Consider the following 13771-nt stretch of genomic DNA (forward strand, 5'->3'; position numbering starts at 1 on the left):
CCCATCGCCCTGAAACCCGCGCCGTTGCTGGGGGTGGGGCGGAAATGTGCCTTGGAACTGTCCAACTCGAGTGTGAGGAACGCTGACTTTTTCGACGCCCTGTTAAGGCGACGGGGAGCGATCAACTGCCGTCCACAGGATTACTCATGCTTCATGATGCGAAGGTGCGATTGCCCTTACTCCAGCGGGAAGGCGCGCGGAGTCCCGTAATGGGTAGCCCGAGGATGTAGGATGTCGCCTACACGCGCTCCAATTGATTTAACCCAACGAACCGATCCTGCCAGTCATGAATCCTCGATACCCGGGCAGTCCCGTGCCGTCTGGCAACGAACCAGATCTTACCGGTCGTATCCTTCGCGCCCGTGTCCTCAGAACGTCGCTGGATCACTCCGATGTTGCCCTGATCGATCCGGATACGGGGGAGGAATACCCGATACCCGGGCGCCTTTATCAACATGAGAGTCTGGCCCGGAGGGCGCCCGCCTTACTTGGCGAGCTACCGGGCTATAGCCAGGGAACGGAACTGCCGGCGGTCTTTGTCAAGCACGCCAGAGGAGAATGGCAGGGCAGACTATGGTTCGTCAATGAGCGCTGGGGTGCCAACAGCCCCTGGGACGCGCTACCCTTAAAAGAGGACGATCTTGTATATGGCATCGTCAGTTACGAGGTCGTGGCCAAGCGAACCGGGGAGGTGGCGGGTTATCTGGTGCAACTGGATGAGACGGGGCCTTTGCTCACTATCGACGGCGAAGAGCATGACGAAGGATGCCTGCAGCCAGACATCGAGGTGTTCATCTCAGTGGAAGAGTTACCCTGGGAGGACGGTTCGGTGGGAGGGCTTCCTGCACGGCAAGGCCTGAGGCGGATGGGCCTGGTGAAAGGTGATCGTGTTCAGGCTGCAGTGCTGGACGTTCGCCAGCCCCCGGAAAACCCGCATGCCAGCATCAGCCGCCTCATTCATCACCGGGATGCCCACGGAAAGGGCATCTGGGAGCGCATGGAGACAGCCGCGCGGCTGCGCTTCCGCCTGCTTTGGGGCTCGCGCCGGGACACGATCACGGACGAAGTGCCGCAGCACCCGCCCCTGAAAGGTGTCCGGCTGTTGCTGGTTGATGACAACGAGCGCGCATTGCTGGCCTCTGCAGAGCTTTATCGTCTGAATGGCGCCGAAGTCGAAACGGTTCTGGTCGAACTCAACCACTTCGCCATCGCCTGCTCCCGTGTGGCCGACCTCACGAGCGAAACAGCGTTTGATCTGGTCATGGTGGACAACAATCTGCCTGGTCAGGGCTTGGGCGAGCGCCTGATCGAGGTGGTGGCACGCCGTCACGCTGGCAAGCCCTTGCCTCGCTTCCTGTTGCTTACTGCCAACCCGATCGACGTACAAACTACCTTCGCCAGGCGGGAAAAGCTTCAAAGCCTGGGTGTTACGGGCTCCCTCCACCGTCCCTTGTCGCACGACCACCTGATGCGACTGCTCGATGGCGAAGCCATCTGGGAAGAGGGCGTCGTCCGAGCGGCCCCCAGTGCTCCGAACGCCAGCGCAGAGGATATCGAGCAGACGGTTGATGCCCTGCTCGCCGATATCGCGGCCCTGCCTGAAGTGCGCTTTGCCATGCTGGTACGCATCGACCCTGATTTGCCCGCCAGTGATGTTCTGGCGGCAGGCGACGCGCCCTTCATCCGCGCCGATCTGAAGAACGTCCTTGCTTCAACAGAATTGCACCTGCTTGCCAGCGGCAGGGTGCGAGACTTGCATCTCCAGGCCGATGATGGAGGCAATGCCGAATTGCGTGCAAGTCACGGTGGCCCTGCTGTGTGGGAAGCCTTCGACGTGGATGGCGAGCGCTGGATATTGGGGGTGGGTCATGCGCGCAACTGGGCGCCGGCTGCGCTTTGGCCGTGGTGGCGAACGGCCCTAATCGCTCGAATTGCTGCCCGTGCCTGGCTGGCCTGGGCGCAGCAGGCCAGCAGTTTCGTCGAGCTGGGTATGGCGCATCAAGGCCTGTGTCATGAAGTCTTCAACCTGCGTAACGAGATGCATGCCCTGCTGAGCAGTGGCGAGGTGTGGTTGCACCAGCCAGAGCGAAACCCTTCATTTTTGCCAGGCTGGCTGGCCGTGCTCAAGCGCACTCATCTGGATACGCTCGCCTTGGCCGAACACTTGCTGGAAGGGCTGACCCAGCGTCAGACCCATGTTTACCTGCCCTCGGCCCTCGCCACCATCCGTGGCATCGTCGAGGCGGAATGCGCCTCCAAGAATCTGGCCCTGGACCTAGGCCCGGCCCCGCCCATCGCCTTGCCCATTCCCTCGGCGGCCTTTGTCCTGCCTCTGGTCAACCTGTTGCTCAATGCCGCAAAACACCATTACCGTAAAGACAACCGCCGTGTGTCTCTTTTGCTAGATGTTGAGCGCGGGCCTGGCCGTGCTTGGCTGCATGCCGACGTGCGGGACAACGGCCCCGGCCTGAGTCTTGCCGCTCGTGCTCGCCTTTGGCAAGCCGGTCATTCTTTTGCTGCCGATACGAGTCAACGTCATGGCATGGGCCTCTGGTTGTCACGCCGCCTGGCGACAGAGGCGGGGGGGCGGCTGGAATGCGTTGAAGACTGGCGTTACCTTGGCTCCCATTTCCGACTGTCCTTCCCCATCGAACTCTGACCATGTCCTCCTCACCCTTGCGGCTGTTGTTGATCGACGATAACGCCGAGTTCACCAAGACCGTGGAGATCTATGCTGCCATGCAAGGCTGGCAGGTTGAGATCGGGCGAAATGTCTCCGACTGGCAGCCAAGTGGAGATGACCTTGACATCGTGCTCCTCGATTTTGGCCTGCATGGCGGCAGCTTTCGCGCGCTCGAAGCCTGGGCAGAGACACTCCACGCAGCAAAGTTATTGTCCGTGACCTGGCTGCTTTCTGGCAGCTCTGGACTGGATCGCCACGAGTTCGTCGAGCATTGGGGCTTGCGTGGTTACCTGCGCAAGCCCATCGACCTCAGCCAGATTCCCAAACTGGCTGAGCAGTCAGAAGGCACTCCGGTCTCGTCGTTGTCCGAAGTTGGAGAGTCCTCATTTCCTCTCGATCAGCTTGCCAAGCGGTTGGACCCTGCCATCGACATCATCGACCTGGCCAGCCTGGACGTGGTGTGGTCCAACCACGGTGAAGATAATCCACTGACCCGGCACGACCGCAAGCTGTTGCGCCTGCTGGAAGAGGAGCTCTGTTCACCTGATGGTGGCTCCAGATCTCCACAGCGGCTGGATTGGGATGCCGAAAAGGAGGTCTTTCGCTACACCCGTCTATACCCCGTAGGCGAGTACTACTGGCTTATCCGCGATTGGCGCGAGGAAGAGACCATCCACGACGCCGACCTGTTCGATCTGGAGGCGATGCCCGACTTCAATAGCAGATTACGATCAGCCTCCCTTTATCTGGCTAAACGCCACGGCATCACCCGGTTGCGGATTTACAAAGTGGCGGACTTGCCGTCAAGTCCTGCTCTTGAATCCATACCGCCTTCGCCTTTGGTAATGCCCTTGTTTGAGCGGGGAGGGGGATTCAAACCGGACGCTGCGCACTGGATGCAAACGGGCTTTTTGCTTGACGATAACCCGGAGGCCAGGAAGGTTTCAGACCCTGCTTACGTCTGCACCCCCGAGCCGGTCACAGACGTGGTTAAGCACGAAGGTTGCAATAATATCGAATTCGGGGATGCTGGTACTCGCGCCCAGTTTCCCGTCCATCTTGATGGGAAGTTGCGCGTCCTGCTGGACTTTGATCGACGCTGGGATCATCTGAAATCCTTGAATGCGGAAGACAAAGAATTGGCGGAAGTCGCCCTGCGTATTGCGGGGGTGTTCGATGGGCCGTTGGTCCGCGAAGAAGTTGATGCCATGAAGGGGCTGTTGCAGGATCTGGGAACCCGATTGCTAGGATGGCTCAGGGAAGGCGATGAAGAATGCAGACGCGCTTGGCTCAACCGGATTTCTGAAGCGTTGCAGGACAGCTTGATCGAACAGCCCCGAGCCCGTGACGCCGAGCCCTTCGAAGCCTTATCCAGCATCTGTACAAGACTATTGGAGCAATGGGGCGATCCGGCCATCGCCGGCGGGGTCTGGGGTTTGCTGCCCAAGGAGGAGGCATGTGCGCCTGATCCTCGCCCGCAACCCTTGTCCGGCTGGTATCTCGCCTTGGCTCAGGGCGATGAGCAGTGGTTGGCAGTGGCAGGCGGGGGGCTGATCTATCGCAAATACAAGGAGCACGGCAGCCCGCTTCCCATGTTGCCGCCGCATCGGCAGGCGTTTTCCGACGAGTTCTGGCAGGCCCAGGCGATCCAGGATTTCCAAGCCTGGCTGGCCCGAGGCAATGCATCAAGGCTCGGTGCGCTGCCGAAGCCTTACCATTTCCTCTCTGAAGAAGTGAAGGGCATTGGATCCTGGCTGGCGGTGCCCATGCCGTTGGAAGATTCTGGGCGCGCATTGATGGTGGTGCATTCGCCTTATCGCTTTCACTTCACCGAATTGCGTTGCCAGTTGATGAGCGATGCGGCACGCCGCTTGTTGCCGCCTCTGGCGGCTGCCGTGCAGCAGAGCAAGCTACGTGGGGCGTTCACGGCGGCCGTAATGCATGAGGTCAAGACCGATGCAGCTGCCGCCTTGCTGCACTGTGAAGCCCTGGAGGAACATTGGAGGACGCACCCCGAGCTGGTCAATGCCGAAACGACCCAGCGCCTGAACATGTTGCGCCACTATCTCGAAGGGCTGTCCGAGTTGGGGCGCGATTTTCTCGACGTGTTGCGACCCGATGGTAGGGCCAGCACTCGCTTCCAGGAGGACCTGGATTACGAGCTAGGCCAGAGTCAGCAAGTGATCGCGAGTGACTGGCTGGAAAACCTGCTGAGGCCATGGCGTTGGCTGTACGGCGAGCGGCGGCAAGTAAGCGTGATCGATACAATTGGCGAGCGGCTTTTGCAGCTGCCGGCACCGATGATGCTACGGCGGGTGGCACGGGTACTACTCCAAAATGCCTTTCGCCATGGCAAAGATGAGATCGTGCTTAAGCTGGCCCTGGCCGATGAAGGGTCTTATATGCAACTAACCATTACCAACTGTGCCTACGCCGACGTGGCGGCCGGTACCCAGGTAGGCACCCGTGCGGTGACGGCACAAATCGGCCCAGTGCCTCAGGCTCGCGCCCGCGTCGGGCTGGCCAATGCCATCCGCCTGACACAGGCCGTCAAGGGCACGTTGCGGATTGAGCATGAACCATTCGTGGGGAAATCCGAGGATGATCTGGTGCAAGTAAAGGCCGAACTGTGCTGGCCCCTGGCGGTTCAACAGGTTTAGAAAGGAGGTGATGGCATGAGAATACTATTTGTTGACGATCTGCCTGACGTCATGAGGGTGTATGCTGCCCGCCTCGAAAACGAGGGTCATCAGGTCTTGATGCTGCCCGACATGACAGGTGCCCTGCGTACGGCGCAACGGCAGGCCAAAGCTAACACCCCCTTCGATCTGTTGGTGATCGACTTGATGCTCAACCGCTTCGAACCCGAATTTGACGGTGAGCAAAAAAAGCTTGCCCAGGCGCTGGCCCAGAAACAGCAGCCCAATATTCCCAGCGGGCAGGCCCTGGGCCTGAGGTTGTGGAACACTCGTCCGCGGCAGGCTTATTGTTACCTGAGTGCCCATCCCCAGCTACGGGTTGCCGGAGTGGATCAGGAGTTCAACGGGGCTTCGGATGCCGAATTGGCTGTGTTGCTTATGCAGAAGGACCGGCTGCGCTCAACTGAATTGAGTGAGAAGCTTTGTGACGTGGTTGCCCTTTGGCGAAATAAGGGCTGGTGAGATGGAGCGCTATACTCGATTGACTCAAGCGCTCTGGCGCTTTCTGCGCGCTTATCCGTCTCTGCTGGCCCTGGCCCTGCTTGTGCTTGCGGTCGGAATCGCCAAAGTCGCTGAAGCGGGTGCCGGCCTGAATATTCTGCACAGGAGCGCCGTGCACGCCGGCATGGCAGCTTATCTGATTAGCATAGCGGGGTTCGTTGCCTTCGGTCGGCGTAAGGAGGCTTGGCCGGTCTGGACCCAGATTGGCGTGGCGGCGGCGCTGGGCATTGCAGTCACATTATCTGCGAAACTGTATACCGACTATAACCGGCCGCAGCCCTGCACGACCGTCCTCACCCATATGCCAGCCCGCTCCTGCGAGGCTTCGCTACCGCAACAGCAGCTACCCGACGACCCCAAAGCCAAGAGCCCCCTCGATGACCTCAGTGCGTTCGCTGCGGTGCTCGCTGTGGCTTTGGCGGTGCTGACTCTGGTCGCCCAGAAGAGCGCCAGCGAGGCGCGCAGCGAAGCGGAAAAAGCGCAGGAAATGATCGCTGGCAGGCGGTCGGAGATCCACCGGATTGAGATTTGGGTGCGCCTCGCCCTGGAAAGCCAACGTCTCCGTGAGAGCGGCAGGAAGCAGATCGAGCTGTTTGAAACCTACGAAGCGATCGACTTCGACTTGGCCACCCTGCATCGCAAGTGGTCCGAACTCCACGGCGCTATTTCCAGATTTCTGGTGGAGCTTCTGCACGCCGTCGATAGCGGGGAGGCCGATAAGCTCGCGCAACAGTGTAGCCGGATCGGCATCATGGCGAAGGACCTCGACGTCTCTCATCGCAACCAGTCCGATGCCGCCGCCCATGAGCTGCTGCGCGAACAGACGCGCCTTTTCGTGGCGCCGCTGCGCCGCCTGCTGCGCAAGGGCATCGAATTCAGTGAGGTGGATCGAGGGCAGATGAACCCGGGACACCAGCGCGAGTTGCGCGAGGCGATGCGAAAATTGGACCTGAGTTTAACGGTGTTGGTCTGAGGTTGATGTGACCAGAGAACGCTGAGGGGGTCGGTTGTTCAGTCGCGGGCAATGCTCCCAACTTAAGCCCCCTTATATGCCAAATGGTGGTGCGGCTTGACGCGTCGTGGTCTGGGGTAACTTCGCTCGGGTTGAACGCGGCAGTGATTGCACGCGATGGTGTCGAGCACGGTCTGAAGCTGGTTTCGGGCGTGTTCGAGCGCGAGAAGGCAACCGGCGAAGATCGGCTTGAGGGGGCCCTGGGCGTAGGTTCGATTGGGGCGGGACGCGGCGTCGGGCGTCGGGCGTCTCCGTTTCGGCGCTGAGTAGCTGACTGAGGTTGTCAGCCAGGACCTTGGCGGCGAAGTCCTGCTGAAAGGCGAGATAGGTGAGCCCGCTGGGCGCCTCCAGGCGCAGGCGATGCTTGATCCGCTTGAAGGCCTCCTCCACTCGCCAGCGGCGGTGGTAGAGCGCCCCGAACTGCTCGGCCGGATAGCGCCGGGCGTCGAGCAGGTTGGTCATCAGCACGCGGATGTTGCCGCTTGGTGTGACGTCGCGAATCAGCCGCACCGTGGTCGGAATGGCCTGGATCTCGTAGATCGACGCCTCGGCGGCGCGTGGCGCGGCCAGGGTCACCACCTGCTCGGAGGCGCCTGAGCGCAGGAAATCCGCGACACAGCGCCAGCCCCGGGTGTCGGCCCGCAGGCAAAAGCCCAGCCCGCGCTGGGCCAGGGACGCCACCATCGTGTTGCCGACATAGCCGCGGTCGAGCACCAGCAGGTCACGCCCGGCATCGAGTTCGTCCAGCGCCTCGAACAACATCTGGCGCTCCGAACCATCAGCCGGGTGCAGGCTCGCGTGCAGCGTCAGCTCGGCCCCGGGCAGAAACAGCGCGAAGGCGTAGTGATCGGCGGACAATTTGGCGTTGGCGCGGGTCGAGACGCGCAGCCGGGAGGCGTCGGCCGCCACCACGCGCAAGCCGTTCCAGCGCGCCGCATCGATCCGCGGCTGAGCCAGCGCCAGCAGGTGCCGGCCGGCCAGCCGGAACAGCTCCGCCGAGAACCCCTTTCGCGCCTTGCTGAAGGCCTGCGCGCTGACCTCCCGACTGCGGACCGCCATGCCTTTCAACTGGCCGAACAAGGTGTCGAGCTCGGCCTGCACGCTGGCGCACATTCCGGACATCATCATCGCCGCGATGCGCGGCAAGGTCAGGTGGCGATCTACCCCGCCCCCAATCAGCAGATCACCGAAATTCAAGACAATCCGCTCAACGTAACCGACACTCCATTCGCACGAGGCAGCCTCGGAAGTACATCCTCGCTTGGTTTTGAAGATGTCATCTCCCAGGGTATGATTTGACTACTTTCATGACCAATCTGGAGCGAGCTGTGCGTACAGTCAGCCTGGCGGATGCCAAAGCCCATTTGAGCGAGCTCGTTACTCAAGTAGCCGCTGGCGAAGAGGTGGTCATCACCCGGCATGGGCAACCCATCGTTCGCCTCTGTGGCCTGGAGAAGGCCAAAGCTCCGCTTGCCTCTCGCGCTCAGTTTCGCGCCCAGCTCCCGCGTCTGGAGAAGCCCTCCGCGCTGCTTATCCAGGGCCAGCGGGAGGATGAGCGCTGACATGCTCTACCTGGATACCAGTTTCGTCGCACCTCTCGTGCTGAACGAAGAGGTGAGCCCCCTCGTCGAGTCCTATCTGGCCAAACAAGCTGCCGGCAGTTTGGCTGTCAGTCACTGGACCCGGGTTGAATTCGCCTGCTTGGTTGCTCAAGGGGTGAAAGCTCAGCACTTCTCTACCCAGACAGCGGCCTCAGTCCTCGCAGAGTTTGAGGCCCTCGTTCAGGAATCCTTCCAGGTCTGGCTCCCCAGCGCAGCCGACTACGACTTGGCGCGGACTTTGTTGGCACACTTCGAGTCCGGCCTCCGAGAAGGGGGGGCTCTCCATCTTGCGATTGCCAAGAATCAGGGAGCAGACAAAATCCTGACCCTGGATGACGGGCTCCTGAAAGCCGCCAAGTCCCTCAAAATCTCCGCCAGCCGCGGCATCCGCTGAAGTAGCCCCTCGTGACGACTGACTCCACCCTCACCAAATTCGGCTTCCGCTTCGGCCGTAACGGCGCGCATGCGGCCCGAACAATGATGCTCGGTGAGCTCCGCACGCTGTTCAATCACCAGCCCGAGACTGCCACCAAGGAGGACTACCGGCGAGAGGTGGTCGAGGCCAACGTACTGGGCAAACCTACCCGCAAAGCACGAGAGCTCGCCTTTGGTCACCTGGCAGACCTGTATGGCCTTGCGCCCGAACTCGCAGCGTTTCGCGCTTTCCGAAAGCTCTGGACGCAGGACGAAGACGCACAGCCAGTTCTGGCGCTCACCCTGGCGCTCGTCCGTGACCCGCTGCTGCGCCGCTCATGGGAGTTCATGCTCGCCAAACAGCCAGGCGAAGCCGTGCGCCGTGAAGAACTCGAGGCACTGCTTTCCCGCGACGACCCAGGTCGCTTCAGTCCGGCCTCCCTCAAATCCTTCGCCCAGAACATCAATGGCACCTGGACTCAGGCTGGCTTTCTGGCTGGGCGTACCCGTAAGACCCGGGTGGTTCCTCACATCACCCCCGCGAACGTCACCTTCGCCCTTTTTCTCGGGTATCTCGAGGGTTTCACTGGTCAGAGCCTGTTCACTTCAGCCTGGATGAAGCTCCTCCCTGGCTCCCCGGACGAGCTGGAAGGGCTAGCCAACTCCGCCTCGCACCGGGGGCAAATCGTGTTCATGAGCGCGGGGGGCGTCAAGGAAGTGCGCTTCCCTGGCTACCTCACTCCCGAAGAAGAGCAAATCCGCCAAGAGGTTTCCCATGTCGTCTAAGGTCGCCAAACTGATTTCGGCTTACCGTCAGCACCTCACCGTTCCCTGGCAACCCGGTTTGGCCGCGATTCAGCGCGTCATCTTTGCCGTCTACGACAAGACGGATGAACTACGCCTGCGCGCCAACGTCGAGGAGTTCGCCTTGGCGACCCAGCAAGCAGGCAAGCAGTGGCTCCTCCTTGATGTTACCAACGCCTTCCCTGAGTGGATGGCAGCCCAGGAGTACCGGGACGCCTACTTCGAATGCCCCGAGGATTTGGCTGGATACCAGAACGGCGAACTGACCGAGTTCGTCGCCAACCTCAATGACAAACTCAAAACGCGCATCAGCGCCGAAGCCGGCCCCGACACCGTCGTTGCCCTGCTCGGTGTTGGTACCCTCTTTGGGCTCGCTCGTGTTTCGTCCGTGGTAGAAGGTATCAAGGAAGCGGTGCAAGGTCGTATGCTAGTGTTCTTCCCTGGTGAGCATCATCCAGAGAATCACACCTATCGCCTCCTCGACGCACGCGACGGCTGGAACTACCTGGCCGTCCCGCTGCTGGCCAAAGACTGACCGCCGCCCTCCAAACATTTCACCGCCAAGACCACCATGCTGAACCGGGACATCTACAACAAGCCCCCCAAGGAGAACCGCCTCGTCAACAACGGCGTGGCCGAGGTATCCGAAGACCACTCCGATGCCGCCCAGGCCATCCTGCGCTACGAGCTGGAATCCTTCGTCTGCGACGGGCAGTACGAGAAGGGCCTGGAAACCATCCTGGACAAGTTCCTGTTGAATCTGGATGCGGGGACCGAGCAGCCTGGGGTCTGGATTTCCGGTTTCTACGGCAGTGGCAAGTCGCACCTGGCCAAGATGCTGCGCACGCTCTGGACCGACTATCAGTTCGCCGACGGTGCCACGGCCCGCAGCCTTGCCAAGCTCCCCACCGGCGTCTTCGAGCACCTGAAGGAACTCAGCATGCAGGGTAGGCGCCACGGCACCCTGCACGCCGCTGCCGGCAAGCTTGGGGCCGGTGCCGGAGACAAGGTTCGTTTGGCGCTGCTGGGCATCGTGTTCAAATCGAAGGGGCTGCCCGAGCAGTACAACCAGGCGCAGTTTGTCCTGTGGATGACGCGAGAAGGCATCCTGCCCACGGTGGAGGCGGAGTTGAAGTCGGCCGGGCGCTCGCTGGCGCAGGAGCTTCCGCACATGTACGTGTCCAGCCACCTCGCCAAAGCCCTGCTGCAGGCGCGGCCTGGCCTGGCCCACACCGAGGCCGACGCCCGCAAGCTCCTGAAGGAGCAGTTCCCGCAGGTCACCGACGTCACCAGCGAACAGATGACCACCGCCATCGCGGATGCCCTGTCGGTCGACGGCAAGTTCCCTCTGACCTTGGTGGTGCTGGACGAAGTTCAGCAGTTCGTCGGAAACGACGTGGAGAAGGCTTTCCAGGTGCAGGAGGTCACGGAGACCCTGTCCAAGCACTTCAATGGGAAGCTGCTCTTCGTGGCCACGGGGCAATCCGCGCTGTCCGGCATGGCCAACCTGCAGCGCCTAATGGGGCGCTTCCCTGTACAGGTGATGCTGGGCGACTGGGACGTCGAGAACGTCACCCGACAAATCATCCTGGCCAAGAAGCCGTCAGCCCAGCCAGACATCGAGCATGTCTGGCGTGCCAACCTGGGTGAAATCTCGCGCCACCTGCGCGGCACCAAGCTCGAGCACGTCACCGACGACGAAGACGTGATGACCTCAGACTACCCGCTCCTGCCGGTACGTCGCCGGTTCTGGGAACGCGTTCTGCGGACCATCGACACCACCGGCACCGTCTCCCAGCTGCGTAGCCAGTTGCGCGTGGTGCACGAGGCCGTGCTGGCCACGGCCGATGCGCCGCTGGGGCACGTGGTCTCCGGCGACTTCCTCTATGACCAGATTGCCGCCAACCTCGTCTCCACCGCCCAGTTGCCGAAGGAGGTGTTCGATAACGTCCAGCGCTTCTCGGCGGGGGATGCGGACGCCCAGCTCAAGGCCAAGCTGCTCAAGCTCATCTACCTCATCAACAAGCTGCCGGCCGATGCTGCGCTGGACATCGGCTTGAAGGCGACCGAAGAAGCGCTGGCCGACCTCTTAGTCACCGACCTCTCCGCGGGCTCCTCCGAGCTTCGCAAGAAGCTGCCCGACTTGCTGGGTGAGCTTCAGAACAAAGACCGCCTCGTGATGGCCCTGGCGGGGAGCAGTGGCACCGAGTACCGCCTGCAAACCCGGGAGTCGAGCGCCTGGTACGACGAGTTCCGCGCCCAAGAGGCCGAACTCAAGGCAGCGCCCCAGCGGGTGGAGCAAAAGCGCGCCGACCTGCTGAAAGGCCGCTTCAGCGACGTCCTGAAGAAGGTGCGTGTCGTACAGGGCAAGGACAACGTCGAGCGCCGCCTCGCACCCATCTACGACGACAACCTGCCCAAAGACCACGACAAATCCCTCTACCTATGGATTCAGGACGGCTGGCAGACTGAAGAAAAATCCGTCATCGCTGAAGCCAAGGCCAAGAGCTCCGACAACCCTACGCTCTTTGCTTTCCTCCCTGCCCAGCATAAGACCGAGCTGACCAACGCCATCGTGGCGCTGGAAGCCGCACGCACCACGCTGCAGAAGAAGGGGAGTCCTTCCACTGAGGAAGGCCGTGACGCCCAGCGCTCCATGGAGAGCCGGCAGCGCACCGCCGAGAGGGAGTTGGTCGAGCTGCTGGAGCTGCTCGTTGCAGGCGTTCGCGTATTCCAGGCCGGCGGCCAGGAGGCCCTGGACGGCAACGACCTGGCTGACCGCATCAACCGTGCAACCCGCTCCTCGGCCATCCGCCTCTACAGCCAGTTCGATGCCGCCGACCACGACATGTGGAGCAAGGTGCTGGACGAGGCGCGCAAGGGCAACCTCGAAGCCCTTAAAGCCGTAGGCCACACCCAGGAGGCCGACAAGCACCCGGTCTGCCAGAAGCTGCTTGCCTACATCGGCCCTGGAAAGAAAGGCGCCGAGATTCGCGACAACTTCGAGGCACCCCCCTTCGGCTGGCCTCGCGACGCCATTGATGGGGCGCTGTACGCCCTGCTGGCTGCCGGACACATCAAGGCTATCGATGCCACGTCCAAGCCCGTGGATGCCAAGAGTATGGACCGGGCCAAACTCACCCAAACCGGCTTCCAGCGTGAGAGCGTCAACATCACGCCGATTCAGCTCATCAAGATTCGCAAGCTGTTCGACGCGGTGGGCGTTCCATGTCAACCCAAGGAAGAGCTCATCAAGCTGCCGGCACTACTCGCCAAGTTGCGGGACCAGGCATCGAAGGCGGGTGGCCAGGCCCCCACGCCCGAGACGCCCAAACTCACGGCCCTTGAAGCTATTGAGGGGCAGACCGGCAACGCCCAGCTGCTGGAGCTGTTCAGCCGTTACGACGAACTCGTCGGGCTCTCCAAGGCCTGGACCCAAACTGCTGACGACATCGCCAAGCGCCTGCCCGTCTGGCGCAAGCTCATTGAGTTGCTGCGCCACGCCAAGGCATTGGGCCCCTACGCTGCGCTAAAAGCCGATGTTGATGCCATCGGGGCTCAACGCAGTTTGCTGTCCGACCCGGACCCCGTCCGCCCGCTGCTGGACAAGACGGTGGACCTGTTGCGCCAGGCCTTGAACGCCAAGCTGGAAGCCTTCCAGAAAACCTTCGAACATCAGCAAGCTCAACTCCAGGCCGACGCCGACTGGAACAGGCTCAGCGATGCGCAACGTGGCGAGCTCAGCGCCAAGCACAACCTGACTGCAGCGGAAGCAGTTCAGCTCGGAACGCCTGAGCAACTACAGGACGCACTGGACGACTGCGAACTGGAGCACTGGGTCGCCAAAACCCAGGCACTTCCCAGCCGCTTCGAGGCGGCCCGCCATGCCGCGGTACAGCTGCTGAAGCCGAACGTCGTTTATGTCCCGCTGCCCAAACGCACTTTGAACGACGAGTCCGAGCTCAAGGCTTGGCTGGAAGAAGTGGAAGCATTGCTCAGCACCAAGCTAAAGCAAGGCCCGATTGCACTGTGACCACGCGTTGTCCCGTCTCCTGGC

The 13771-nt window shown here is 61.6% G+C and carries 10 protein-coding genes; 9 read left to right on the forward strand and 1 reads right to left on the reverse strand.

Features of this window, described 5'->3' with window-relative positions; translation table 11 throughout:
* Positions 1–286: 286 nt before the first annotated feature.
* From Q1W26_RS05845 to Q1W26_RS05860, 4 genes are read left to right on the forward strand one after another with little or no spacing between them, the layout of a single operon-like run.
* Positions 287–2659 (forward strand): ATP-binding protein, encoded by a 2373-nt coding sequence (locus Q1W26_RS05845; protein ID WP_300437091.1) that lies wholly within the window; start codon positions 287–289, stop codon positions 2657–2659.
* A 2-nt stretch (positions 2660–2661) separates the two neighbouring features.
* Positions 2662–5343, forward strand: coding sequence for a hypothetical protein (locus Q1W26_RS05850; RefSeq protein WP_300437094.1), 2682 nt, complete (start codon positions 2662–2664; stop codon positions 5341–5343).
* Between the two features lie 15 nt (positions 5344–5358).
* Positions 5359–5844 carry a hypothetical protein gene (locus tag Q1W26_RS05855; RefSeq protein ID WP_300437096.1) on the forward strand — a complete coding sequence of 162 codons (486 nt, stop codon included), beginning with the start codon at positions 5359–5361 and terminating at the stop codon, positions 5842–5844.
* Between the two features lies 1 nt (position 5845).
* Entirely contained in the window at positions 5846–6856 is a 1011-nt protein-coding gene (locus Q1W26_RS05860) for a hypothetical protein (protein WP_300437099.1), read from the forward strand.
* A 72-nt stretch (positions 6857–6928) separates the two neighbouring features.
* Here Q1W26_RS05860 and Q1W26_RS05865 read toward each other — a convergent pair whose 3' ends face one another.
* Positions 6929–8092, reverse strand: a complete 1164-nt coding sequence (locus Q1W26_RS05865) for an IS4 family transposase (protein WP_300437101.1) — start codon at positions 8090–8092, stop codon at positions 6929–6931.
* A 110-nt stretch (positions 8093–8202) separates the two neighbouring features.
* On the opposite strand from Q1W26_RS05865, the gene Q1W26_RS05870 reads away from it, so the two are divergent.
* From Q1W26_RS05870 to brxC, 5 genes are read left to right on the forward strand one after another with little or no spacing between them, the layout of a single operon-like run.
* Complete coding sequence (locus Q1W26_RS05870; RefSeq protein WP_276659956.1) at positions 8203–8457, forward strand: type II toxin-antitoxin system prevent-host-death family antitoxin; 255 nt, start codon at positions 8203–8205, stop codon at positions 8455–8457.
* 1 nt (position 8458) lies between these two features.
* Positions 8459–8890 carry a type II toxin-antitoxin system VapC family toxin gene (locus tag Q1W26_RS05875; protein WP_300437103.1) on the forward strand — a complete coding sequence of 144 codons (432 nt, stop codon included), beginning with the start codon at positions 8459–8461 and terminating at the stop codon, positions 8888–8890.
* An 11-nt stretch (positions 8891–8901) separates the two neighbouring features.
* Positions 8902–9696 (forward strand): hypothetical protein, encoded by a 795-nt coding sequence (locus Q1W26_RS05880; protein WP_300437106.1) that lies wholly within the window; start codon positions 8902–8904, stop codon positions 9694–9696.
* Positions 9686–10249 (forward strand): BREX protein BrxB domain-containing protein, encoded by a 564-nt coding sequence (locus Q1W26_RS05885; protein WP_276659966.1) that lies wholly within the window; start codon positions 9686–9688, stop codon positions 10247–10249. Before Q1W26_RS05880 ends, Q1W26_RS05885 begins: the two co-directional genes overlap by 11 nt.
* Positions 10250–10285: 36 nt before the next feature.
* Positions 10286–13747: a BREX system P-loop protein BrxC gene (gene brxC / locus Q1W26_RS05890; RefSeq protein ID WP_300437108.1), complete on the forward strand. Its 3462-nt coding sequence runs from the start codon at positions 10286–10288 to the stop codon at positions 13745–13747.
* Positions 13748–13771: the final 24 nt, after the last annotated feature.

The sequence above is a fragment of the Zoogloea sp. genome, assembly GCF_030157465.1.
Classification (GTDB): domain Bacteria; phylum Pseudomonadota; class Gammaproteobacteria; order Burkholderiales; family Rhodocyclaceae; genus Zoogloea.